The organism is Pseudomonas sp. QE6, from assembly GCF_041379005.1.
Taxonomy (GTDB): domain Bacteria; phylum Pseudomonadota; class Gammaproteobacteria; order Pseudomonadales; family Pseudomonadaceae; genus Pseudomonas.
Genome location: NZ_CP166873.1, coordinates 1275350 through 1298476 on the forward strand (window position 1 = coordinate 1275350; position 23127 = coordinate 1298476).

At 60.7% G+C, this 23127-nt stretch carries 19 protein-coding genes; 13 read left to right on the plus strand and 6 right to left on the minus strand.

Annotated features, from left to right (window positions below; genetic code table 11):
* Positions 1–57: 57 nt before the first annotated feature.
* Positions 58–2292: an adenosylcobalamin-dependent ribonucleoside-diphosphate reductase gene (locus ACAW63_RS05765; protein WP_371232304.1), complete on the plus strand. Its 2235-nt coding sequence runs from the start codon at positions 58–60 to the stop codon at positions 2290–2292.
* Positions 2293–2310: 18 nt separating this feature from the next.
* Positions 2311–2997 carry an NrdJb gene (locus tag ACAW63_RS05770; RefSeq protein WP_371232305.1) on the plus strand — a complete coding sequence of 229 codons (687 nt, stop codon included), beginning with the start codon at positions 2311–2313 and terminating at the stop codon, positions 2995–2997.
* Between the two features lie 252 nt (positions 2998–3249).
* Here the strand turns inward: ACAW63_RS05770 and ACAW63_RS05775 are convergent, their stop codons facing one another.
* Together ACAW63_RS05775 and ACAW63_RS05780 are read right to left on the minus strand one after the other, a co-directional pair.
* Positions 3250–4200, minus strand: a complete 951-nt coding sequence (locus ACAW63_RS05775) for a homoserine kinase (RefSeq protein WP_371232306.1) — start codon at positions 4198–4200, stop codon at positions 3250–3252.
* Between the two features lie 34 nt (positions 4201–4234).
* Positions 4235–4522: a DUF2782 domain-containing protein gene (locus ACAW63_RS05780; RefSeq protein ID WP_275609624.1), complete on the minus strand. Its 288-nt coding sequence runs from the start codon at positions 4520–4522 to the stop codon at positions 4235–4237.
* Between the two features lie 74 nt (positions 4523–4596).
* Here ACAW63_RS05780 and polA point away from each other — a divergent pair, with 74 nt between their 5' ends.
* Positions 4597–7338, plus strand: a complete 2742-nt coding sequence (gene polA, locus ACAW63_RS05785; protein ID WP_371232308.1) for a DNA polymerase I — start codon at positions 4597–4599, stop codon at positions 7336–7338.
* A 263-nt stretch (positions 7339–7601) separates the two neighbouring features.
* Here polA and yihA read toward each other — a convergent pair whose 3' ends face one another.
* Positions 7602–8261: a ribosome biogenesis GTP-binding protein YihA/YsxC gene (gene yihA, locus ACAW63_RS05790; RefSeq protein ID WP_371232309.1), complete on the minus strand. Its 660-nt coding sequence runs from the start codon at positions 8259–8261 to the stop codon at positions 7602–7604.
* 191 nt (positions 8262–8452) lie between these two features.
* Here yihA and ACAW63_RS05795 point away from each other — a divergent pair, with 191 nt between their 5' ends.
* The 8 genes from ACAW63_RS05795 (at position 8453) to ACAW63_RS05830 (ending at position 16829) form a co-directional block, all read left to right on the plus strand.
* Positions 8453–8743 (plus strand): cytochrome c5 family protein, encoded by a 291-nt coding sequence (locus tag ACAW63_RS05795; protein WP_152219061.1) that lies wholly within the window; start codon positions 8453–8455, stop codon positions 8741–8743.
* Positions 8744–8790: 47 nt separating this feature from the next.
* Positions 8791–9396 (plus strand): cytochrome c, encoded by a 606-nt coding sequence (locus ACAW63_RS05800; protein ID WP_371232312.1) that lies wholly within the window; start codon positions 8791–8793, stop codon positions 9394–9396.
* Positions 9397–9564: 168 nt separating this feature from the next.
* A complete protein-coding gene (locus ACAW63_RS05805) occupies positions 9565–10206 on the plus strand; it encodes a thiol:disulfide interchange protein DsbA/DsbL (protein ID WP_371232313.1) in 642 nt (213 codons plus the stop codon).
* A 10-nt stretch (positions 10207–10216) separates the two neighbouring features.
* Positions 10217–11089 (plus strand): endonuclease/exonuclease/phosphatase family protein, encoded by an 873-nt coding sequence (locus ACAW63_RS05810; RefSeq protein ID WP_371232315.1) that lies wholly within the window; start codon positions 10217–10219, stop codon positions 11087–11089.
* The gene (locus ACAW63_RS05815) at positions 11086–12993 is read left to right on the plus strand and encodes a diguanylate cyclase (protein WP_371232317.1); all 1908 of its coding nucleotides are present in this window, start codon (positions 11086–11088) and stop codon (positions 12991–12993) included. The genes ACAW63_RS05810 and ACAW63_RS05815 overlap by 4 nt, the downstream gene beginning before the upstream one ends.
* A 139-nt stretch (positions 12994–13132) precedes the next feature.
* The gene (locus ACAW63_RS05820) at positions 13133–13903 is read left to right on the plus strand and encodes a DeoR/GlpR family DNA-binding transcription regulator (RefSeq protein WP_371232319.1); all 771 of its coding nucleotides are present in this window, start codon (positions 13133–13135) and stop codon (positions 13901–13903) included.
* Between the two features lie 16 nt (positions 13904–13919).
* Positions 13920–15755, plus strand: a complete 1836-nt coding sequence (gene glmS, locus ACAW63_RS05825; protein WP_371232320.1) for a glutamine--fructose-6-phosphate transaminase (isomerizing) — start codon at positions 13920–13922, stop codon at positions 15753–15755.
* Positions 15756–15914: 159 nt separating this feature from the next.
* Complete coding sequence (locus ACAW63_RS05830; protein WP_371232322.1) at positions 15915–16829, plus strand: TniQ family protein; 915 nt, start codon at positions 15915–15917, stop codon at positions 16827–16829.
* Positions 16830–17135: 306 nt separating this feature from the next.
* On the opposite strand, the gene ACAW63_RS05835 is transcribed toward ACAW63_RS05830, so the two are convergent.
* On the minus strand, positions 17136–18158 hold the full coding sequence (locus tag ACAW63_RS05835; RefSeq protein ID WP_371232324.1) for a DUF4238 domain-containing protein: 1023 nt from the start codon (positions 18156–18158) through the stop codon (positions 17136–17138).
* A gap of 477 nt (positions 18159–18635) precedes the next feature.
* Between ACAW63_RS05835 and ACAW63_RS05840 the strand changes: the two genes are divergently transcribed.
* Both ACAW63_RS05840 and ACAW63_RS05845 read left to right on the plus strand, forming a co-directional pair.
* Entirely contained in the window at positions 18636–19193 is a 558-nt protein-coding gene (locus ACAW63_RS05840) for a hypothetical protein (protein ID WP_371232326.1), read from the plus strand.
* Positions 19194–19275: 82 nt separating this feature from the next.
* The gene (locus ACAW63_RS05845) at positions 19276–20304 is read left to right on the plus strand and encodes a restriction endonuclease (RefSeq protein WP_371232328.1); all 1029 of its coding nucleotides are present in this window, start codon (positions 19276–19278) and stop codon (positions 20302–20304) included.
* Between the two features lie 145 nt (positions 20305–20449).
* Here ACAW63_RS05845 and ACAW63_RS05850 read toward each other — a convergent pair whose 3' ends face one another.
* Together ACAW63_RS05850 and ACAW63_RS05855 are read right to left on the minus strand one after the other, a co-directional pair.
* Positions 20450–21340 carry a hypothetical protein gene (locus ACAW63_RS05850; protein ID WP_371232330.1) on the minus strand — a complete coding sequence of 297 codons (891 nt, stop codon included), beginning with the start codon at positions 21338–21340 and terminating at the stop codon, positions 20450–20452.
* Between the two features lie 180 nt (positions 21341–21520).
* Positions 21521–23071 (minus strand): ATP-binding protein, encoded by a 1551-nt coding sequence (locus ACAW63_RS05855; RefSeq protein ID WP_371232332.1) that lies wholly within the window; start codon positions 23069–23071, stop codon positions 21521–21523.
* Between the last annotated feature and the right edge of the window lie 56 nt (positions 23072–23127).

Sequence of the window (23127 nt, forward strand, 5' to 3'; positions counted from 1 at the left end):
CGTCTGCCGGTCAACCGGCTATTGTCTGTCTTTATGGGTAGCCGGCACTACATATTGATGCCTGTCAGTTTTTGGCTCCCACATATTGGGTTTACTCGCGCTCCGTTGTGCCTGCCACCCAACTGCCAGGAGGTTATTTACCGGATGGCCAAGACCGATGCGCGCCCCCGCGGCGCAGACCAAGGAGTCCTCGCCCTGCAACCCGCTTCGCAGGATATCTGGGACAGCAAATACCGCTTGAAGCACAAGAGCGGCAAACCCGTCGACGGCAGCGTCGACGAGACCTGGCAACGGGTCGCCCGCGCCCTGGCCGGCGTCGAGGCGAACGAGGCGCTGCGCGAACACTGGTACGAGCGCTTCCTCTGGGCCCTGCGCAATGGCGCCATCCCGGCCGGGCGGATCATCTCCAACGCCGGCGCCCAGGGACACAAGCCCGCCACTTCGACCATCAATTGCACCGTCTCCGGGATCATCCGCGACTCCATGGACGACATCCTGCAGAAGGTCCACGAGGCCGGGCTGACGCTCAAGGCCGGCTGCGGCATCGGCTACGAATTCAGCACCCTGCGCCCGCGCGGCGCCTACGTCTCCGGCGCCGGTGCGCACACCAGCGGGCCGCTGTCGTTCATGGATATCTACGACAAGATGTGCTTCACCGTGAGCTCCGCCGGGGGACGGCGCGGTGCGCAGATGGGCACCTTCGACGTCAGCCACCCGGATGTGCGCGAGTTCATCCGCGCCAAGCGCGAGGACGGTCGCCTGCGCCAGTTCAACCTCAGCCTGCTGATCACCGACGGCTTCATGTCCGCGGTGGAGAACGACGAAGACTGGCCGCTGCTCTTCCCGATCCACCAGAAGGAGCGCGACGAAGTCGACCTGGAGGACGCCGAGCAGGTGCTCTGGCGCGACTGGCCGCTGCACGACGACTACCTGGTGGGCGAGGACGGCCGCGTGGCCTGCAAGGTCTACGGCCGGGTCAAGGCGCGGCACCTGTGGGACATGATCATGGTCTCCACCTACGACTACGCCGAGCCGGGCTTCATCCTCATCGACCGGGTCAACGAGCTGAACAACAACTGGTGGTGCGAGGCCATCCGCGCCACCAACCCCTGCGGCGAGCAACCGTTGCCGCCCTACGGTTCCTGCCTGCTGGGCTCGGTGAACCTGACCTGCTTCGTGAATGATCCCTTCGGCGAGAGCGCGCGCTTCGACTGGGAGCGCTTCCGCGAGGTGGTGCGCGTGTTCACCCGCATGCTCGATAACGTGGTGGAGATCAACGGCCTGCCGCTGGAGCAGCAGCGCGCGGAAATCCTCGGCAAGCGCCGCCACGGCATGGGATTCCTGGGCCTCGGCTCGGCGCTGACCCTGCTCAAGCTGCGCTACGGCAGCCCGGAAGCCTGCGTGTTCACCGAGGAAGTGGCGCGCGAAATGGCCCTGGTGGGTTGGGAAGTGGCCCTGGAGCTGTCCCGCGAGAAAGGCCCGGCGCCGGCCCTGGCACAGGACTATGAAGTGACCGCCGAGATGCTGCGCAAGCGGCCGGAGATGGTCGAAGATGGCTACAAGGTCGGCGACAAGGTGGCTGGCCGGGTGCTCCACGCGAAGTACTCGCGCTACATGCAGCGGGTCGCAGAGTACGCGCCGCGGCTGGTGGAGGAGCTGGCCGAACAGGGCGCGCGCTTCACCCACCACAGCTCCATCGCGCCCACCGGCACCATCAGCCTGAGCCTGGCCAACAACGCTTCCAACGGCATCGAGCCGAGCTTCGCCCACCACTACTCGCGCAACCTGATCCGCGCCGGGCGCAAGACCAAGGAGAAGATTTCGGTCTACAGCTACGAACTGCTGGCCTACCGCGCCCGGGTGGACAACCACGCGGTGCCGGACTCCGAGGAGGAGAAGCACCGTCTGCCGGACTATTTCATCACCGCCGACGACATCACCCCGCAGCAGCACGTGGACATCCAGGCCGCCGCGCAGAAGTGGATCGACTCGTCGATCTCCAAGACCGCCAACGTGCCCACCGACTACCCGTTCGAGGACTTCAAGGACATCTACCTCTATGCCTGGCGCCAGGGCCTGAAGGGCTGCACCACCTTCCGCTTCAACCCGGCGGCCTTCCAGGGCGTATTGGTGAAGGAGGCTGACCTGGAAAAGACGGTGTACCGCTTCGAGCTGGAAGACGGCAGCGTGGTGGAGCTCAAGGGCAACGAGGAAGTGGAGTACGACGGCGAGATCCATACCGCCGCCAACCTCTTCGACGCCCTGAAAGAAGGCTATTACGGCAAGTACTGATACCCCTGGAGAGACGTCATGAGTGTCAAGATCAACCAGAAGATCAAGGGCTTCCAGGTGGTGGACGTGGCCGAGGAAAAGGCCCGCGCCGAGGCCGCCGCGGCAGCATCCGTGGTGAAGATGGACGAGACCCTGCAGCGGCCGGAGATGCTGGTGGGCGCCACCTACAAGATCAAGTCGCCGCTGTTCGAGCACGCGCTGTACGTGACCATCAACGACATGGTGCTCAACCCGGACACCCCCTACGAGCAGCGCCGGCCCTTCGAGATCTTCATCAACTCGAAGAACATGGATCACTTCCAGTGGATCGTCGCGCTCACCCGCATCATGTCGGCGGTGTTCCGCAAGGGCGGCGACTGCACCTTCCTGGTGGAGGAGATGAAGGCCGTGTTCGATCCGCGTGGCGGCTATCTCAAGCGCGGCGGCGTCTACATGCCGTCCATCGTGGCCGAGATCGGTGCGGTGGTGGAGCGCCACCTGGTCGCCATCGGCCTGATGGAAGGCCCGCAGCTGGACGAGGAGCAGCGCCTGTACCTGGCCGAGAAGCGCGCGGCCTATGAAGCGGCGCAGGGCACCAACAAGGCCGAGCCCGGCGAAGGCTTCCCCCCGGGCGCCCAGCTGTGCGGCAAGTGCAACACCATGGCGGTGGTGCAGATGGATGGCTGCGCCACCTGCCTGAATTGTGGGCATTCGAAGTGTGGGTGAGCGGGGTGAGCCGGAGTCTTTGCGACGCATGCGTCGCCCGGCGAACGACCGGCCATGGATGGCCGGGCCGGGGTTGAGCTTGAGCAGGGGAGCTGCGGCAGGGCTGCCAGCTCCGGGTTGGATCTTTACGCCCCCGCTTCACGCCGGACTGTTCTTCCGTAGGAGCGAGCTTGCTCGCGAATGAACTCCGCTGCCGGGCTGTTCGCGAGCAAGCTCGCTCCTACAGATCCCGCGTCGCGACCAAATCCGGTGTCACAGCGCAAACGGCAAATGAATCTCCACCTTCTGCCGCTTCTCCAGCCGTCGCTCGAACTCGCTCGGATCGTGGATCAGCACGTCCTGCCCGGCAAAGGCCTCGGCGGCGATCAGCCGCGACAGCCAGAAGCGCACGCAGGCCACCCGCAGCATCTCCGGCCACAGCTCGGCTTCCAGCGCGGTGAACGGCCGCTTGGCCGCATAGGCCGCCAGCAGCGCGCGGGCGCGCGGGCCGTCGAGGGCGCCATCTTCGCTGGAGCACCAGTCGTTCACGGTGATCGCCAGGTCGTAGAGCATCCAGCCCGAGCAGGCGTTGTAGAAGTCGATCAGCCCGGACAGGTGCGGGCCGTCGAACAGCACGTTGTCGCGGAACAGGTCGGCGTGCAGGTTCGCGCGCGGCAGCGCCGGCTGCTCGGCGAGCAGGCGGGCGATCTCTTCCAGCGCATCGGCCAGGAGGTCGGCAGCCTGGCCGGACAGGTGCGACTGGAAGGCTTGGCCTTCATGCAGCATCCAGCTCAGGCCACGATCGCTGGGGCGTTCGATGATATGCCCGCGTGTCGCCAGGTGCAGGCGCGCCAGCAGGTCGCCGACTTCCCGGCAATGGTGGTTGTTCGGTGTCCGCTCGTGGCGGCCCGGCAGGCGCGGCTGCAGCAGTGCCGGCTTGCCTTCGAGCTGGCGCAGCGCCTCGCCATCCTTCGTGCGCAGCGCATAGGGCACCGGCAGGTCGGCTTCGTGCAGGACGTCGAGCAGTTCGATGAAGAACGGCATTTCCTGCACCGGGCCGCGCTCGACCAGGGTCAGGACGAATTCGCCCTGCTCCAGGCTGACGAAGAAGTTGCTGTTCTCCGAGCCCTCGGCGATGCCGCGGAAGTCGTGCAGGCGGCCGAGGCCGTAGGGGGCGAGGAAGTCTTCGAGAACCGGACGTTCCAGAGGTGTGAATACCGACATGCTCAATCCTCTGGAGCGTCGTGGGTGGAAAGGGTTACCAGCTGAAGATCTGCCACTGTGGAATCAGCTTGTCTGGTTGGTCCGAGCGGATGAAGTTGCCGTCGCTGCCGTCCTGGCGCACCAGGAAGTACGGCTTGCCGTGCTTGGGCGTGACCTTGATGGCGTAGAGGAAACCGTTCACACGGTATTCCTGGATGGTCTTGTCGCCTTCCTGGCGGATGGTTACATCCGGCTCCGGCGTCGGGGCATCGTCCGCCGCCATGACGGAAGTCGCGCCAAGACCCAGCAGAGCGGCGAGCAACAGGCGGTTCAACGTACGCATGATAACCTTGTCCCTTTGTCGAATTGGCTACGGACAGTTTAGCCCGAGCCCTTCTGAAAAGGTTGATTCCCCTCATGAGCCAAGCACCCCTCGTCCTCGTGGACGGCTCTTCCTACCTGTATCGCGCCTTCCATGCCCTGCCGCCGCTGACCACCTCCACCGGCATGCCCACGGGCGCGGTGAAGGGCGTGCTGAACATGCTCAAGAGCCTGCGCAAGCAGTACCCCGACAGCCCCTTCGCGGTGGTGTTCGACGCCAAGGGCCCGACCTTCCGCGATGCGCTGTTCGCCGAGTACAAGGCCAATCGCCCGTCGATGCCGGACGAGCTGCGCGTGCAGGTCGAACCGCTGCACGCCAGCGTGCGGGCGCTGGGCCTGCCGCTCTTGTGCGTGGAAGGCGTGGAGGCGGACGACGTGATCGGCACCCTGGCCCGGCGCAGCGCCGCGGCGGGGCGGGCGGTGGTGATCTCGACCGGCGACAAGGACATGGCGCAGCTGGTCGATGGGCACATTACGTTGGTCAACACCATGACCGGAAGCGTGCTCGACCCCGATGGCGTAAAAGAGAAATTCGGTGTCGGTCCTGAGCTGATCATCGACTACCTCGCGCTGATGGGCGACAAGGTGGACAACATTCCGGGCGTGCCCGGGGTGGGCGAGAAAACCGCGCTGGGCCTGCTGCTGGGCGTCGGTGGCGGCCTGGATGTGCTCTACGCCAGCCTGGACAAGGTGCCCGAGCTGCCGATCCGCGGCGCCAAGGGCCTGCCGGCCAAGCTGGAAGAGCATCGCGAGATGGCTTTCCTCTCCTACGAGCTGGCGACCATCAAGACCGACGTCGAACTGGACGTCGAAGTCGAGGCGCTTCATCCCGGCGAGCCGCAGCGCGAGGCGCTGATCGGCCTGTACCGCGAGCTGGAATTCAAGAACTGGCTGGACGACCTGCTGCGCGAGGCCAAGGAGGAGGGCGGCGGCGACGTCGAGGCGGCGTCCGTCCAGGCCACCGCGAAGTACGACACCGTGCTGGAACAGGCCGAGTTCGACGCCTGGCTGAAGAAGCTGGAAGCCGCCGACCTGATTGCCTTCGACACCGAGACCACCAGCCTCGACCCGCAGCAGGCGCAGGTGGTGGGCGTGTCCTTCGCGGTGAAGGAGGGCGAAGCCGCCTACGTGCCGCTGGCGCACAGCTACATGGGCGTGCCGGCGCAGCTTGATCGCGACGCCGTGCTCAAGGCCCTCAAGCCGCTGCTGGAAGACCCGAAGAAGCACAAGGTCGGCCAGCACGCCAAGTACGACATGAACGTCCTGGCCAACGCCTCGACGCCCATCGCCGTGCAGGGCATCGCCTTCGACACCATGCTCGAATCCTACGTGCTGGACTCCACCGCGACCCGTCACGACATGGACAGCCTGGCGCTCAAGTACCTCGGCCACAGCACCATCCGCTTCGAGGACATCGCCGGCAAGGGCGCCAAGCAGCTGACCTTCGACCAGATCGCCATCGAGCAGGCCGGCCCCTACGCGGCCGAGGATGCCGACGTGACCCTGCGCCTGCACCAGACCCTGTGGGCCAGGCTGCGGGCCATTCCGTCGCTGGAGAAGGTCCTGACCGGGATCGAGATGCCGCTGGTGCCGGTACTGGCGCGCATCGAGCGCAACGGCGCGCTGGTCGACGCCAACCTGCTGGGCAGGCAGAGCGTCGAGCTGGGCGAGAAGATGGTCGAGCTGGAGCGCAAGGCCTATGACCTGGCCGGGCAGGAGTTCAACCTTGGTTCGCCCAAGCAGCTGGGCGCCATCCTTTATGAAAAGCTTGGCCTGCCGGTGCTGGCCAAGACCGCCACCGGTCAGCCGTCCACCGCCGAGAACGTCCTCGCCGATCTCGCCGAGCAGGACTACGAGCTGCCCAAGGTGATCATGCAGTACCGCTCCCTGAGCAAGCTCAAGAGCACCTACACCGACAAGCTGCCGGAGCAGATCAACCCGCGCACCGGGCGCATCCATACCAGCTACCACCAGGCCGTGGCGGCCACCGGCCGGCTGTCCTCCAGCGACCCGAACCTGCAGAACATCCCGATCCGCACCGCCGAGGGCCGACGCATCCGCCAGGCCTTCGTCGCGCCCAAGGGCTACAAGCTGCTGGCGGCGGACTACTCGCAGATCGAACTGCGCATCATGGCCCACCTGGCCAAGGACGAAGGCCTGCTGGACGCCTTCCGCCACGACCGCGACGTGCACCGCGCCACCGCTGCCGAAGTGTTCGGCGTGCCGCTGGAGGCGGTCACCTCCGACCAGCGCCGCAGCGCCAAGGCGATCAACTTCGGCCTGATCTACGGCATGAGCGCCTTCGGCCTGGCCAAGCAGATCGGCGTCGAGCGTAAAGAGGCGCAGGCCTACATCGACCGCTACTTCGCCCGCTATCCCGGCGTGCTGGCCTACATGGAACGCACCCGCGCCCAGGCCGCCGAGCAGGGCTTCGTCGAGACGCTGTTCGGCCGCCGCCTGTACCTGCCGGAAATCGGCTCGAAGAACGCCGCCATGCGCAAGGCCGCCGAGCGCACCGCGATCAACGCGCCGATGCAGGGCACCGCCGCGGACATCATGAAACGCGCCATGGTGGCTGTGGATAACTGGCTGCAGGAGAGCGGGATCGACGCCCGCGTGATTCTCCAGGTACACGACGAACTGGTGCTGGAAGTGCGGGAAGACCTGGTCGAGCAGGTCAGCAACACCATTCGGCCGCTGATGAGCGGCGCGGCAGAGCTGGATGTGCCGCTGGTAGTCGAGGCCGGGGTGGGGGCGAACTGGGACGAGGCACACTGACGAACGGTCGAGGGGCCCGGCTGGCGGGCCCTTCAGCGAGCCTGTCACTGTTCGTTCAGAACATCGCAAAAAATATTTCTGTGACCTGCTGAACTTTCCCGCAAAGGCCTCAGTCAGAACACGTGAATGGCTGGTGAAGCCCTTCGATGCTCCTTTGCAGTGTTTAGTGTTGGCAGATTACTGGACCCCGCCCTAGCGGTCCGGACTTAAACCCCGAACTTCCCCCTCCCCATACGAAGCTCGGGGTTTTTTTTGCCTGCGATTCAGCCTTCGGCTTCCTCGCCCATCTCTTCTTCCTCGTCATCCAGCAGCCCCAGCCAGCCGGCCAGGACCATCTGCGCCTCTTCCACGCCCTGGCGCTTGGGGGCGGAGAACAGCTGCAGGGTGGCCACGTCGCCCCAGCCCTGCTGGATTTCCTTGCGCACTTTCAGCAGCGCGTTCTTCGCCGCGCCGAAGGCGAGCTTGTCGGCCTTGGTCAGCAGCACGTGGATCGGCAACTGGCTGGCCTGGGCCCAGTCCAGCATCAGGCGGTCGAAATCGGTCAGCGGATGGCGGATGTCCATCAGCAGCACCACGCCGGCCAGCGCGTTGCGGCTGCTCAGGTAGGCCTCCAGGTGCTGCTGCCAGTGCAGTTTCAGCGGAATCGGCACCTTGGCGTAGCCGTAGCCGGGCAGGTCGACCAGGCGGCGCTCGTCATCCAGGCGGAAGAAGTTCAGCAACTGGGTGCGGCCCGGTGTCTTGGAGGTGCGCGCCAGGTTCGCGTGGGTCAGGGCATTCAGCGCGCTGGACTTGCCCGCGTTGGAGCGGCCGGCGAAGGCGACTTCCAGGCCGGTGTCTTCCGGGCACTGGTTCACCTTGGCGGCGCTGATGAGGAACGTGGCCTGTTGGCACAGGCCGAGAATCGGGTTTTTCGCAGGGTTCATGGGGGGCATGGGCATATTCGCAGAGGGGTGCGACCAGGTGTCGCGGGGAGCGGGCTCGTTTCCGTTTCGGCATTGGAAGTATATAATGCCGCGGATTTTGTGTGCGCTTTATCCCCCAGGGTCGGGCGCCACGGGAACTCCAGAAGTTCGCGCATTTAGAACGCGAACGTTCCCTGACGATGAGGACAATCATGAAGAAACTGCTGTTCGCAGCCATCGTTGCCGCGCTGGCCTCCAGCGCCCAGGCCGCCCAGGATCCGGAAGCCGTGTTCAACCGAGCCTGTGGCGCCTGCCACAGTGGTCAGTTGCCGATGGCGCCGAAGAAGGGCGATGCCGCCGCGTGGAAGCCGCGCCTGGACAAGGGCATGGACACGCTGGTGCAACACGTGACCAACGGTTTCAACGCGATGCCGCCTCGCGGCCTGTGCACCGACTGCAGCGCCGAGGATTACCAGGCCATCATCCAGTGGATGTCCAAGTAATCCCGGAAGCCCTACTCTTTCACCCTTAGCCGTTATTGGATTAGCTGATGAACAAATTGATCGTGAGTCTGCTGTTGACCCTGGGCCTTACCGGCGTAGCGCACGCCGCTGGCGATGCCAAGGCCGGTCAGGCGAAAGCTGCTGTATGTGGTGCCTGCCACGGCGCCGATGGCAACAGCATGGCGCCGAACTTCCCGAAACTGGCCGGCCAGGGTGAGCGTTACCTGCTCAAGCAGATGCACGACATCAAGGAAGGTCGCCGCACCGTGCTGGAAATGACCGGCCTGCTGACCAACCTGAGCGACCAGGATCTGGCCGACATCGCCGCCTACTTCTCCAGCCAGAACATGAGCATCGGCATGGCCGATCCGAAGCTGGTCGCCCAGGGTGAAGCCCTGTTCCGCGGCGGCAAGCTGGGCGAAGGCATGCCGGCCTGCACCGGTTGCCACAACCCCAGCGGCCTGGGCAACGCCGAAGCCGGCTTCCCGCACCTGGGTGGCCAGCACTCGGCCTACACCGCCAAGCAGCTGACCGCCTTCCGCGAAGGCGAGCGCACCAACGACGGCGACGCCATGATCATGCGCAGCATCGCCGCCAAGCTGTCCAACAAGGACATCGCTGCGATCTCCAGCTACATCGAAGGCCTGCACTAAGCCGCGCGCCGGGCGGAAATCGCTGGAATGAAAAAAGGGTGGCTTCGGCCGCCCTTTTTCGCATCCGCCGCCACTACAATGCTGGAACCGCACCTGGCGCCCCAGGTCAAAACCGCTTCATCCCGCCGCGCCCGAGCGAGGCGGATCCGCTCAGCCAAGGAGTGAACCATGCGTAACCTGATTTTCACCGCCGCGCTTGCCGTTGCCGGTCTGTTCGCCTTCAACGCGAATGCCGCCGAGTTCGAGGCTGGCAAGAACTACACCGAGCTGAGCCAGGCCGTGCCTGTGTCCCAGCCGGGCAAGATCGAGGTGGTGGAGCTGTTCTGGTACGGTTGCCCGCACTGCTATGCCTTCGAGCCGACCATCAATCCGTGGGTCGAGAAGCTGCCGGCCGACGTGCATTTCGTACGCATCCCGGCCATGTTCGGCGGCCTGTGGAACATCCATGGCCAGCTGTTCCTGACCCTGGAATCCATGGGCGTGGAGCAGAAGGTTCACCATGCGATCTTCGAAAAGCTGCACAACAACCCCAAGAGCCTGACCACCCCGGAAGAAATGGCCGCCTTCGTGGCTGAGCAGGGCCTGGACAAGGACAAGTTCCTCAGCACCTACAACTCCTTCGCCATCAAGGGCCAGATCGAGAAGGCCAAGAAACTGGCGATGGCCTACCAGATCAGCGGCGTACCGACCATGGTCGTCAACGGCAAGTACCGTTTCGACATCGGTTCGGCCGGCAGCCCGGAGGCCGCCCTGGAGCTGGCTGACCAGCTGATCGCCAAGGAACGCACCTCCGCCAAGGCCGCCCAGTAAGGAGCTGGCGATGCTGCGCCGGCGGACTCGAGATCGTGTCGCGGGGGCCTGTGTCCCGAGGGTGAATCCCATCCACGGGAGCGCTTCGGGCTTGCCCGACGACGGCCGGCTCCGCCTGCTCAGCTTCAACATCCAGGTCGGTATCAGCACCGAGCGTTACCGGCACTACCTGACCCGCGGCTGGCAGCACCTGCTTCCGACCGCGGGGCGGGCCGGCAACCTGCAACGCATTGGCGAGCTGCTCGCCGACTATGATCTGGTCGCGCTGCAGGAGGCCGACGGCGGCAGCATCCGCTCCGGCAACATCAACCAGGTCGAACACCTGGCCCAGCTCGGTGCCTTTCCCTACTGGTACCAGCAACTCAACCGCAATCTCGGGCGCATCGCCCAGCACAGCAATGGCTTGCTCAGCCGTCTGCAGCCCACCGCCCTGGAAGACCATCCGCTGCCCGGCCCGCCCGGACGCGGCGCGATCCTCATGCGCTTCGGCGAAGGCGAGGACGCCCTCGCAGTGGTGATGATGCACCTGGCCCTGGGCGCGCGAACCCGCACCCGCCAGCTCGCCTACATCCGCGAGCTGCTGCAGGGCTATCGCCACCAGGTGCTGATGGGCGACATGAACACCCACGCCGCCGACCTGCTGGAAAGCTCGCCCCTGCGCGACCTCGGGCTGATCGCGCCGCAGGTGGAGGCCACCTTCCCCAGCTGGCGCCCGCAGCGCTGCCTGGACCATATCCTGCTCAGTTCCGAGCTGGCGCTGGAGCGCGTCAGCGTCCTGCCGCAACCGATTTCCGACCATCTGCCGGTGGCCGTGGAAATCCGCTTGCCGGATGCCTTGCGCACCTCCTCGTCGCTCGCCTTGCGCGGCGAGGCCATTGAATGAGTCGCGAAGCCGAGCCGCGCTGGAAACAGAAGTACCTCGACAACCTCGAGCAACAGGAGAAGCTCGAGCGGCGCTGGAACGCCCGCGTCGACCTGCTGCGCCGAGGCCTGGTGCGCAGCAGCCTGGCGGCGGAAGGCAGCGACAAGGCGGTGGACGCCTGCATGAAGGAGCTGCGCGAGGTCCTGCGCCGCGACGAAATGGACGCCGGCCTTGCCCGCCTGATCCCGCAACTGGAGCGTGCGGTGCTCGATTCCGAGCAGCGCCGCCAGCAGCGCATCGAGCAGAACATCGCGGCGCTCTCCCAACTCGCCCAGCAACTACTGGCGCTGGAGCTGCCGGGGGACGTGCGCAAGCCGCTCAAGCATTTCGCCAGGGACATCGCCGCGCGGGCCAGCAGCTCCCGTGAGCTGCCGGCCCTGCTCACCGAGCTGAGCGGCTTGCAGCGCCGTGTACTGGAACATTTCAACGACGTCGACAATGAGCAACGCCCTGGCCTGCTGCAACGCCTGTTCGGTGGGCGAGAGGCTGCCGCCGATGCGCCGGAAGAGTTGCAGGTGGCCACTGCCGCCATGGCCGAAGCATCTGTGGTCGAAGCGGCGGCGCTGGGTGAGCCGGAGGCAGCCCAGGTTGAATCGCCGGCACTTGCACCTGCCCCCGAACCCGAGCCTGTAGCGGCCAAGCCCTTTGCCGAGCCGGTCGTGGCGACGGCCACCCCGGTGGCTGCCGAAGCGCCGGCCGTTTCTCCAGGCGTGACGCCGGGACCTGCCCTGCTCGACAGTCTGCCATTGCCCCCCGGCCTGTTCGGCGAGCCCGCCGAGACAACCGATCCGTACGCCCTGCCGTCGCGCCCGGAGCCGGGCTACAGCGCGGTCGCGCCGCATATCGAAGCCAGCCTGCTGCATCTGCTGGACGAGATGCGCCTGCCGATCACCCACCAGCCCCAGGCTGATGCCCTGCGCACCCGCATTCACGGCAGCCTGAACTGGTACGAGCTGGTGCCGGTGCTGGATGACCTGGCGGTGCTGGTGCTATCGCTCAACGACAGTGGCCAGCGTGAATTCGAAGGCTACCTGTATCAGCTCAACGAGCGCCTGGGCGTCTTCCTCGACGGGCTGCAGGCCGTTCACGACAACCACGACGGTGCAAGCTCCAGCGCCCGCGCTCTGGATGACACGCTGCGTGAGCAGGTCAGCGACCTGAAGGAAAGCGTGCTGGAGGCCACCGACCTCGAGGGCCTCAAGCGCCACGTGGAAAGCCGCCTGCAGGGCCTGGTCGGCACCATGGACCAGTTCCGCGAGGAGCGCGAAGCCCGCGAACGCGAAGTGGGTGAGCGCATCCAGTCGCTGATGACGCGGGTCGCGAGCATGGAAGAGGAGGCGCGGACCTTCAAGGCCAATATCGAGGACCAGCGGCAGAAGGCCATGACCGACGCGCTCACCGGCCTGCCCAACCGCGCCGCCCTGATCGAGCGCCTGGAGCAGGAAGTGGCGCGCTGGCAGCGGTCCGGCGGTGACCTGCTGCTGGCGGTCCTGGACGTGGACCACTTCAAGCGCATCAATGACGACTTCGGCCACCTGGCCGGTGACAAGGTGCTGAAAATCATCGCCTCGGAGCTTTCCAAGCGCCTGCGCAAGACCGATTTCATCGCCCGCTACGGCGGCGAGGAGTTCGTCGTGTTGCTGCCGGCCACTCCCCTGGAGGGCGGCCGGCGGCTGCTCGACCTGCTGCGTGGCGCGGTGGAAGCCTGCCCGTTCCACTTCAAGGGTGAGCGTCTGGTCATCACCTGTTCGGCCGGTTTGACCGCCTTCCGTACCGACGAGCGCAGCGATGCGGTCTTCGAGCGCGCCGACCAGGCGCTGTACCGCGCCAAGCGTGGCGGGCGCAATCGACTGGAAGTCGACTGAAATCGCCGGCGGCGACCGGATTCGCGAGCAAGCTCGCTCCTGCAGCAACCGCTGCCGTTCGTGCGGGAAATTCTTGACGAACGAAAGAACATAGGTTTTGATTCGCGCAATTATCTTTCGAATCGAAACTTAAGCATTCATGTCGAAACGCAACACGCCCCAACGCCGCCACGACATCCTGGCGCTGCTCGCCGAGCAGGGCGAGGTCAGCGTTGACGATCTCGCCCGCCGTTTCGCCACCTCCGAGGTGACCATCCGCAAGGATCTCGCCGCCCTGGAAGGCAACGGCCTGTTGTTGCGCCGATACGGCGGCGCGGTGCCGATGCCCCATGAGCTGATCGGCGAGCCAAGCCAGCCGCTGTCGCGCTACAAGCAGGCCATCGCCCGCGCGGCGGCCACCTGCATCCGCGAGCATGCGCGAATCATCATCGACAGCGGCAGCACCACCGCGGCCTTGATCCCTGAGCTGGGGCGCAAGCCGGGGCTGGTGGTGATGACCAACTCCCTGAGCGTGGCCAACGCCCTACGCGAGCTGGAGCGCGAGCCGGTGCTGCTGATGACCGGCGGAACCTGGGACCCGCACTCCGAGTCCTTCCAGGGCCAGGTGGCCGAGCAGGTGCTGCGCTCCTACGATTTCGACCAGTTGTTCATCGGCGCCACCGGCCTGGACCTGGAGCGCGGCACCACCACGTTCAACGAACTGCTGGGGTTGAGCCGGGTCATGGCCGAGGTCGCCCGCGAAGTGATCGTGATGGCCGAGTCCGACAAGCTGGGCCGGCGCATCCCCAACCTGGAACTGCCCTGGAGCAGCGTCCAGATCCTGATTACCGACGAACGCCTGAGTGACGAAGCGTTCGAACTGATCCAGGCGCGTGGCGTGAAAGTGATCCGCGCGCGCTGCGAAGACTGAAAAGGAGAGCCATCCCATGTGTGGAATCGTAGGCGCCATCGCCGAACGTAACGTGACCCCGATCCTCGTCGAAGGCCTCAAGCGCCTCGAATACCGTGGCTACGACAGTGCCGGGGTGGCGGTGGTCGATGGCTCCGGCGCGCTGGATCGTCGCCGCCGCGCCGGCAAGGTGTCCAGCCTGGAGCAGGCCATCGAGGAGCAGCCGCTGCTCGGCCGCCTGGGCATCGCCCATACCCGCTGGGCCACCCACGGCGCACCCACCGAGGCCAATGCCCACCCGCACTTCTCCCATGGCGAGCTGGCGGTGGTGCACAACGGCATCATCGAGAACCACGAAACCCTGCGCGAGATGCTCAAGGCGCGCGGTTACCTGTTCACCTCGCAGACCGACACCGAGGTCATCGTCCACCTGCTGCACCTGCGCCTGAGCGAGATGGGCGACCTCACCGTCGCGCTCAAGGCGACCGTCAAGGAGCTGCACGGCGCCTATGGCCTGGCGGTGATCAGCGTCAGGCAACCGGACCGTATCCTTGCCGCACGCAGCGGCAGCCCGCTGGTGGTCGGCCTGGGTCACGGCGAGAACTTCCTGGCTTCCGACCAACTGGCCCTGCGCCAGGTCACCGACCGCTTCATCTATCTGGAAGAAGGCGACATCGCCGAGATCCGTCGCGACAGCGTGCAGCTGTGGGACGTGAAGGGCGATCCGGTGCAGCGCGAGGCCGTGCGTTACCACGAAGGCGCCGAGGCCGCCGACAAGGGCGAGTACCGCCACTTCATGCTCAAGGAAATTCACGAGCAGCCGTCCGTGGTGCAGCGCACCCTGGAAGGTCGCCTGGGCACCGAGCAGGTGCTGGTGGACAACTTCGGTCCGCAGGCCCGCGAACTGCTGGCCAGGGTGCGCACCGTGCAGATCGTCGCCTGTGGCACCAGCTACCACGCGGGCATGGTCGCCCGGTACTGGCTGGAAAGCCTGACCGGCATCCCCTGCCAGGTCGAGGTCGCCAGCGAGTTCCGCTACCGCAAGGTGGCGGTGCACCCGGATTCGCTGTTCGTCACCATCTCCCAGTCCGGCGAGACCGCCGACACCCTGGCCGCACTGCGTTATGCCAAGGAGCTGGGCTTCCTCGCCAGCCTCTCGATCTGCAACGTCGCCACCAGTTCGCTGGTGCGCGAATCGGACATGACCCTGCTGACCAACGCCGGCCCGGAAATCGGTGTCGCCTCGACCAAGGCCTTCACCACCCAGCTGGTGGCGCTGCTGCTGCTGACCCTGGGCATCGGCCAGGTGCAGAAGCGCCTGGGCGAGGGCGTCGAGGCCGAGCTGGTGGCCGAGCTGCGCCGCCTGCCGACCCGCCTGGAAGAAGCCCTGGCGATGGAGAAGGTGGTGGAGAAGGTCAGCGAACTGTTCGCCGAGAAGCACCACACCCTGTTCCTCGGTCGTGGCGCGCAGTACCCGGTGGCGATGGAAGGCGCGCTGAAGCTCAAGGAAATCTCCTACATCCACGCCGAAGCCTACCCGGCCGGCGAGCTCAAGCACGGCCCGCTGGCCCTGGTGGATGCCGATATGCCGGTGGTCACCGTGGCGCCGAACAACGAGCTGCTGGAAAAGCTCAAGTCCAACCTGCAGGAAGTGCGCGCCCGTGGCGGCGAACTGGTGGTCTTCGCCGAAGGCGGCAGCGGCATCGCCAATGGCGCGGGCACCCATGTAGTGGGCATGCCGGCGATCCACGATTGCCTGGCGCCGATCCTCTACACCGTGCCACTGCAGCTGCTGTCCTACTATGTGGCCGTGCTCAAGGGCACCGACGTCGACCAGCCGCGCAACCTCGCCAAGTCCGTGACCGTGGAGTAAGCCGGTCACCACCAGGTAGTCTCTGGTCTTTAACAATAAAGTCCGTATCTGAAGAATAAAGTCCGTATCAGCCAGCCCTAGGTGGATTTCATCTAGGGCTGGCTCGTCCGTGCTCGATGCTAACCCTCTCCGTTTTGAGGGCGCTGGAGTCAGCTTCAAGTGTTTCTGAACATCCAAAAAGATGAGTCATTTGACTCGTTTCTTTCGAGAAATAACCTCTTCCTAGGCCGTTGTTCTGATGAGGCATCTGCATTCGTCAAGGCAAAAAATACAGTCGGCAACAAATGGGTCTATTCGGTAGTTGAGGAGTTCTCGGGACTATTGGGTGGCCGGGATCTTAGTGTGATTGAAATGATCCTCCAAAATCATACCCTGCGTCCCGCTCACGAGACTTTTGTTGATTGTAGATTTAAGTTTAGTAGGGGTTTTGCGCAAGGTGATGAGAATATTTCATCTTATATACGAAGCCAAGGTATCGGTATTTGTATACTTTGCGCAGAAGATGATATGGACTCAAAGGGGTTCACATACTGGCGCAGAAGTCATCAAACAGATGCGAATGTGTGCCCCCTTCATAATGTACGTATCAATCGTAATTGTCATGCTTGTGGTAAAGCTTTTTCGCTAAACGGATTATATTCTCAATTTTTATGGGAGGGTTGCGACTGTGGAGCGAGCCCCATGGCTGGTGAGTGCTGTTTAAATGAGGACTGGCATTCCCTGCAAGTTGCTAGGTTCTATTGCGCAGTTCTCAATCAAAGTAAATGCTTTGATGCCCAGGAAGCGTTGTCAAAAGTGGTTTGTCGGCTGGAGAGCGTTGAGCTTGATTCGCTGGGGGTCGGTCTTTTTAATAGCTTAGATGGGATTGCACATTATAAGGATTCGTCCAAGTGGTGGATTAATATAGATTACTATAGGAATATGGCTGCATGCGGAAGTTTTGTGTCCACGAATGATATTGTGCGGCTTGCTGCTGTGGCTTACCGAGAATGTGATGAGTTTGTTTCGGAGTGTACTTCGGTGACTTCATTTTCTCGAGAAAGCCCGCGAGATAGGTTGCTCTTGGGGGCTTAAAATCCAACGCTGGGATTACAGGCGTTTATCTGTTGGCAGCCTTCCATGAATGAGTAGGCCAAGCTATATCATCTCGTGAAGCCGAAATTCTGTGCGTCAAAGCGACGCTCTATTGAGTTGCGGATCGTTCTATCTCAGAAGATGTATTTCTAACCGGGTTTTGGGTTAAAGTAAACTTCAAAGGACATGTTCTTACCCTTCGTGCTGAATATCGCAGCCCAAGCGCGCTTTAGATTTAACCGCCGTTTTGACTCTCACATCACATATCATGCGTCTGGTGAGTAGGTGTCTGAGTGACAGATATGGCTACTGCTGAAGCTCTCGTTCGGCTTGTATCTGGTCACTGTGCCAGTTCTGCCAGGCTTCTATTTCGCTCTTGAAGGTCAATGGGCATACCAATCTCTTGCGAATCCACTGAACGTCGAACGGTTCCTTAGCAAAAACATAACGATCAGCATGCTCAATGATGATCTTTTGGATTAATCGCGCTGTATCTACATCGGCTGTCGTTCCCCGCGGCCAGGATCGTCTTCCAATACATGTATAGAGCAGATGTTTGGGGCTGAGTGGGAGGAGGATATCTCCGTTTTTCACTCCCCAGCCGCCCCCAAAATCATAGCTATTCCGATCCTCGAAATTGAGCTTTACGAGAGGATTGTCTGTCGTCGGCCAAGCCATGCCGGACGGCGAATGCAGGATCGTCCATTTGAGCGCTGGGAGCTTATGGATTGTTTCCGTGAGTGTGCGCCTCATTTGGTCGAGCCATAACCGCCGGCCAATGATGGTCTCAGCGCGGACCTGCCCACTACCGTCTGGAAGTCGCTCAACGCGGACTTTGAATAATCCAGCGTCAAAGGGGGCATCTGAACGAGTCGGTAGCGGTTCATTTCGTCGGATTAGATCTTCCAATGTGGAGATGGATCGCTCCATTGTCTCCTCCATCAGATCCTGCAAGGTCGCCTTTTGGCGCTTCAAGAAGCTCCGGAGACTGGCCGGAGTCCGAACATCCAATGCCATAGCGAAGCGCTCCAGACGCTTCCAATGCTCTGGCAGTAGGCGCTCGCCTAGGACTGCCCGACGGATAGGCTCTTCGGCAGGACCTTCGAACTCAGAGTCGAGCCAGCGCTCGAATTCGTCCGTCTCCTCATGCCCCGCGAGGTAGGTATAAAGGTGTTGGTGGTAGGCAATCCCCTTCAGCGATTGAGTTCGCCAAAGAGGGATATTCTCACTAGGTACGAGAAGGCGATATGTGGGGATCATGCCGCCAGTCGCCCACTGCTTTAGGTAGAGCTTAGGTACATAGTGATTGTCTTTACGTAGTTGCTGCATCGTCTAGTGATTTCGCGAGTAGGCGGGAATTCCAAATACTGCGGCGTAGCCGCGTCACCTTGGTTACCGTAGCAGCTTCGATGGTATTTGAGGATGGTTGAAGTGGATTTGGGCGCCAGTAACCTCCGTTGGCGCATCGCTAGAAGCCATCCCATTGACTAATATCTGGGCCCGGCGGACCCTATTTGGGGAGTGGTAAATGAAGCGCTGTTGTAACCGGATGCGGCTAGGTTAGAATTTGTATCCCGCCTCCACATGGATGTCCTAGACTGTCTAAAATCCAACAGTCCAGTTTAAGGAATTGCAGGATGGTGAATTCATCCATGTCATTGCTCCACCAAGTCTATCTCAGAGCAGTCGCTGAGATCAGTATTTTATATCGCTTGCCAGATTGTGTGCATGAATGCTCCGTTTGATATCTATTTATAATCAGAGCGTTAATTAATTTTGTCGGGGAATGGTTTAGTAATGACGACTATGGAAATTCTCGCACTTGTGCTTTCAAGCTCACTTGCTTCCGCCGTTATATCAACCGTTCTTGGTGGAATGATTTCAGGCTGGCTAAAGCGAATTGATTATGCAGACGAATACTATAGGCAAGTCCTCCAGCGCAGAATTGAAGCCTACGAACTCCTGGAGGCAGAAATTGGCATACTCAAGCAGTCATGCTTGGCAGATGATGGGAAAGCATATCACTTAATATTTGCCTATGGGATAAACAGTTTCTACGACCTTCAAAAAGGCCTTATGGCTGTAATGGCAAAAAGCCTATGGCTAAGTGATGAGCTACAAGATATCGTAGTCAGCATTAATCGCGAGCTTCTTGATGCTTCATTCATAGCCCAAGACGATGAAGAGCTTGTAAATGTCGGAAAAGAAAAATACCAGAAAATTGCAAGCCTTCGCCACCAGTTAGAGCAAAGATTCTCGCATGACATAGGCGCTCTTCATCAGATTAAATATTTTCTAAAGAAAAAGGCGAAATCAAAGCACGAATTTTCCTTGTTCGAAATAAATTCGCACGTTAACTCTTGATTAGTAGTTCAGGCGCCTCGCTCAATGCGCCTGGAAGTTGAGTTGTTGATCTCCTTCGAGCCAAGAGCTAGAGCTCATAAATATGAATAAGTCAGTGCCGACATGGAAGCTATTTGAAGATCTTGTTAGTCGTATTTTGGAAGCGAACAGTTTTCACGTGACGACTCATAACCTCAGAGGAGACAGAGGGTTTGACCTGCTGGCTACCTACGGGAGGGAGAATTGGGCAATTGAGGTAAAATATTACCGCACCGCACGCGCTCAGCCCTCTCTCATTGATGCGGCCGCAGCTCGTGTAGCGGGTAATGGGATAATGGCAAAGGCCCAAAAAGGAATGCTGGTAGTTTCCTGCTTTCTCCCAGAAAAGCTGAGAGAGGTGCTTGGGCAGAAGTTTAGTATTACTTTTATAGATCAGATTGACCTGAGAAACTGGTGTGCATCATACCCTGACCTCTTGGAGGAGTTAGATGCGCTGTTGGAGTCTAGTCCGAGCGAGCCCCCAGCAACATACTTGACATCTAATGGTCCTACGCTACATAGCAAGCCTCTCAGAGAAGTCTCGCCAAAATTTCACGACACGAGAGGAACCGAGTTATGCCAGGAACTCAAAGGCATTAGCAAGGGTAAGGCATCTTGGGCGAAGTATGAAAAAGTATGCGAAAGAATCCTAAAGTACCTATTTTCGAACGACCTTCATGGGTGGCACTCTCAAAAGAGAACTGATGACGGGCTTAGTCGTTACGACTACATATGCCGCGTGAGGCCAACCACTGAATTCTGGAAGTTTGTCATCGACCATCTTGATAGTCGATATGTGCTTTTTGAGTTCAAGAATTACTCGGGAAAAATTAAGCAAGGGCAAGTGCTAACGACGGAAAAGTACCTTTTGGAGCGCGGCCTCCGACGCATGGCAATTATTATGACTAGAACTGGCGCAGAGTCTAATGCCGTTGCAATGACGCAGGGAGCCATGCGTGAACAGGGAAAGCTAATGCTCATCGTGAACGATGAAAAGGTATGCGAAATGCTTCATATGAAAGAGCGGGGAGAGGACCCCACTGACTGCCTTTTCGAAATTGCCGATGATTTCTTGCTGACCTTGCCAAGGTGAGTTCTAAAAAATTACTCTAACGCACCTTCGGGGCGGTAGCTGAATTCAGATTTTAGTATCTGCTCTTGGGGCGCGGGCGTAGACCTGAGAATCCATAAGTATAAAAAGGGGGTAGGATAAAAAGCAGCTCTTGAGAGCTGCTTCTTTATTTGCTTGATCCTTTTCGAATTGACGGGACTGGCACGATAAACTGGTGTTTGGCCGCAAGCGTCGGTGCATAGATGGAGTGGATGGCGGTCCCGTCCGGCGCTTGTAGTTCGATCTCGATCTCAGAGACTCCCAACGATCTTAATTTGTCGGTCAGCTGCGTCTTGTTTCTTGGGAAGTTCAGATGCTCAGAATTCAAGGGCGTCGGTTTAAATTTCTGAATCTGGCAAGCCTCGAATATTTCGACCGTTTCCTCGAAAGTCCAGTTTATGTCGTCCAGTTTGCCTGGGCGATATAGCAACAATGACACGGCGCGTGGGCTGTCATGTGCGTGTAAACGAGCCAGTAGTTCCTGAAGTTTCTCGTGCCCCTCACCGAGTCGCTTCTGTGCCGTCCTTTCTCCAGTTGCAGCAATACCGATGTACTCGATATTCAGGGGGATGAGCGGATGCTTGATGAGCCGACGGCTACTCATTAAAGGTAAGTCGCATTTTAAGAACCTTCTCGTATCTCTGGGTAGGGCCAGTTCGAATCCGTCAAGTTGTCTGCCCATTCTCGCAGCGCTTACATATTTAAGAGGAACCAGTAATGAATGGAAATTCTGGATATGAGATGTGTGTACGCCAGGCTCCAATTCCATGCTGATCTCCGCCCGGAAGCTTTCTGGCGTGGTCACACCTACGCTGTTCTGCAAAATTTCAAAGCGTGTGTGGGTGACGATCATGTAGAAGTGAAACCCAGAGAAGTCCCCTTCTAGAACAACCTCTCTGTCGTCTGCTTGATACACCTTAACGCCTTCGCCCAGCGGAGTAGATTCCTTACTGTCCAGCACATTTATGTTGTTAACCTGCACGACTGTTGCTGGGCCCGAGGTCATCACAAGACGCATGCGTTTCCCTTATTTCCTAAAAAATCCAGTACAAATTTTAATCCATAACAGGAGCAGTTAAAGGCTCTCTGTAGATTATGGCAAAATTGAACTGATCACATCCTTCAATATGTCAGATTCTTTTGCATCAGTTACCAGGGGCCGCTCTCCAGTGTTTTAACTTCACTCCGGTACGTGGGACTAACCCCAGAGTCCTTCGTAATCCGCAGACCGCGAACTGGGTGGGTAGAGGGGACGGCGGATCGTGACCGGCAGAGGCATAGGAGAGCTGACACCGACCACCATCGCCTCACCTTGTCCCAGCGTCGGCAGGAACGATGCCGCAGTCGCATCTAAGTCGCCACATGCTTTCTCAACGATGTGCCGGTCCCGCTCGTTAATGAGACGGTGAACGATGAACATCCCCATCTGGCTCAGTACGTCCTCTGGGATATCACGCGGTCGTTGGGTGGCAAGAACGCAGGTCAACGAGTACTTTCGACCTTCCTTGGCGATCAAACCGAACGCATCCAAATCTGCCCGTGTAAATTCATCACCGACGGACTTGTCTAGGAACTGGTGCGCCTCGTCGAGCATGACGACCAGGGGCACAGCAAGGAATCTCCCTTGCCGTGCAAGGCCTAACAAATAACGCCCGACCGCATTCGCGACGACCTCACGTGCATTATGTTCAAAGGAGAGGTATTCCAAGCTGATACGCAGCACGCGCTGATTTGGGTCGGCCAGAAATGCGTTGACGACGTCAGGGAGTGGAGCAAGCCCGGCGGGGGCGAATAGGCACTCAAGGTTGGGAGAAGCCAGTTCGCTTTCGATTCGCGACAAGAGCGTAACGCAGGCAGATTGCTCGTTTTGCGTGGGCGCGCCCCAGCTTCCGGCTTGTGCGCCGAAGCCGCTTGGGTAGACGCACTCTTCCCAAATTTGGCTTGATAGCTGCGTGATGTCGAAGTACGCACCCGGTCGATTCAATGCTAAGGCATGTTGAACGCAAGCAGCTTCAAAGTGTTGGCGGGGCTGCCCGGCCTTACGTATCAAACCGCCATTTGCGAGCCCTGGGACCAAATGCGCAATTTTCAGGCTGCGCAGAGCTTCTTTAAGTTTGGGAGCCTGAACCCCCGGGCTTGGGCGCAGTAGGACAAAGAGGTCCGACTCGGTCAGGTCCCAGTACGGAAAGCTCAGGAATTGCCTCGTGTCGTTCTGGTTTGTCCTGCGACCACCTAGGTAAGCATGACTGATACCGGCACCGGTTTGGGTCTGAAACTCCCCGGTAGCGTCGAATAGAATTGCTTTACCGCCTAGGCGGGCGATCTCCTCAGTGAGTCGAGCCAACGTCCAGCTTTTGCCTCCGCCAGTTGCGCCAAGAACTGCGCAATGACGCCCTAGGAGGTGGCTGGGCGAAAGTGAGACTAAGGTGTCGCGAGCATGCGGAAAGTTGGCGAGTTGGATGCGTTTTGTATCAGGGGTCGCACCTGACTCGACAACCTGTTTAACGATCAATGGGTGTGCGGAGAAGACGTGTTGACCGATCCGCGGCGACACAGGAACTCCTCGTAGCGCATGCCCCGTTTCTAGATCGATTGCAGTAAGAAGTTGAACCACGCCTAAGGGATTAGGATTTGTATCGCGCTCGCGAGTGGGCTCGACAGTCAGCCGCTCACGTTCAGGGAGCCGGGTTTCGACAATGCGACCGAGTACGGCATGCTCTTCACCTTCGATGATGACAAACTCGCCCACCTGGCCTCGCTGCAGCGGGTAGCCCGCGACATGGGTACTTCCTTGGCCAGGCGCTA

What these genes read in the sequence shown, in the direction of transcription:
- ACAW63_RS05835 (WP_371232324.1), bottom strand. Translation starts at nt 18,158, where the DNA reads ATGCAGCAACTACGTAAAGACAATCACTATGTACCTAAGCTCTACCTA.
- glmS (WP_371232320.1), top strand. Translation starts at nt 13,920, where the DNA reads ATGTGTGGAATCGTAGGCGCCATCGCCGAACGTAACGTGACCCCGATC.
- ACAW63_RS05850 (WP_371232330.1), bottom strand. Translation starts at nt 21,340, where the DNA reads ATGCGTCTTGTGATGACCTCGGGCCCAGCAACAGTCGTGCAGGTTAAC.
- ACAW63_RS05815 (WP_371232317.1), top strand. Translation starts at nt 11,086, where the DNA reads ATGAGTCGCGAAGCCGAGCCGCGCTGGAAACAGAAGTACCTCGACAAC.
- ACAW63_RS05800 (WP_371232312.1), top strand. Translation starts at nt 8,791, where the DNA reads ATGAACAAATTGATCGTGAGTCTGCTGTTGACCCTGGGCCTTACCGGC.
- ACAW63_RS05780 (WP_275609624.1), bottom strand. Translation starts at nt 4,522, where the DNA reads ATGCGTACGTTGAACCGCCTGTTGCTCGCCGCTCTGCTGGGTCTTGGC.
- ACAW63_RS05795 (WP_152219061.1), top strand. Translation starts at nt 8,453, where the DNA reads ATGAAGAAACTGCTGTTCGCAGCCATCGTTGCCGCGCTGGCCTCCAGC.
- ACAW63_RS05770 (WP_371232305.1), top strand. Translation starts at nt 2,311, where the DNA reads ATGAGTGTCAAGATCAACCAGAAGATCAAGGGCTTCCAGGTGGTGGAC.
- ACAW63_RS05845 (WP_371232328.1), top strand. Translation starts at nt 19,276, where the DNA reads ATGAATAAGTCAGTGCCGACATGGAAGCTATTTGAAGATCTTGTTAGT.
- ACAW63_RS05775 (WP_371232306.1), bottom strand. Translation starts at nt 4,200, where the DNA reads ATGTCGGTATTCACACCTCTGGAACGTCCGGTTCTCGAAGACTTCCTC.
- polA (WP_371232308.1), top strand. Translation starts at nt 4,597, where the DNA reads ATGAGCCAAGCACCCCTCGTCCTCGTGGACGGCTCTTCCTACCTGTAT.
- ACAW63_RS05805 (WP_371232313.1), top strand. Translation starts at nt 9,565, where the DNA reads ATGCGTAACCTGATTTTCACCGCCGCGCTTGCCGTTGCCGGTCTGTTC.
- ACAW63_RS05765 (WP_371232304.1), top strand. Translation starts at nt 58, where the DNA reads ATGCCTGTCAGTTTTTGGCTCCCACATATTGGGTTTACTCGCGCTCCG.
- yihA (WP_371232309.1), bottom strand. Translation starts at nt 8,261, where the DNA reads ATGAACCCTGCGAAAAACCCGATTCTCGGCCTGTGCCAACAGGCCACG.
- ACAW63_RS05840 (WP_371232326.1), top strand. Translation starts at nt 18,636, where the DNA reads ATGGAAATTCTCGCACTTGTGCTTTCAAGCTCACTTGCTTCCGCCGTT.
- ACAW63_RS05820 (WP_371232319.1), top strand. Translation starts at nt 13,133, where the DNA reads ATGTCGAAACGCAACACGCCCCAACGCCGCCACGACATCCTGGCGCTG.
- ACAW63_RS05810 (WP_371232315.1), top strand. Translation starts at nt 10,217, where the DNA reads ATGCTGCGCCGGCGGACTCGAGATCGTGTCGCGGGGGCCTGTGTCCCG.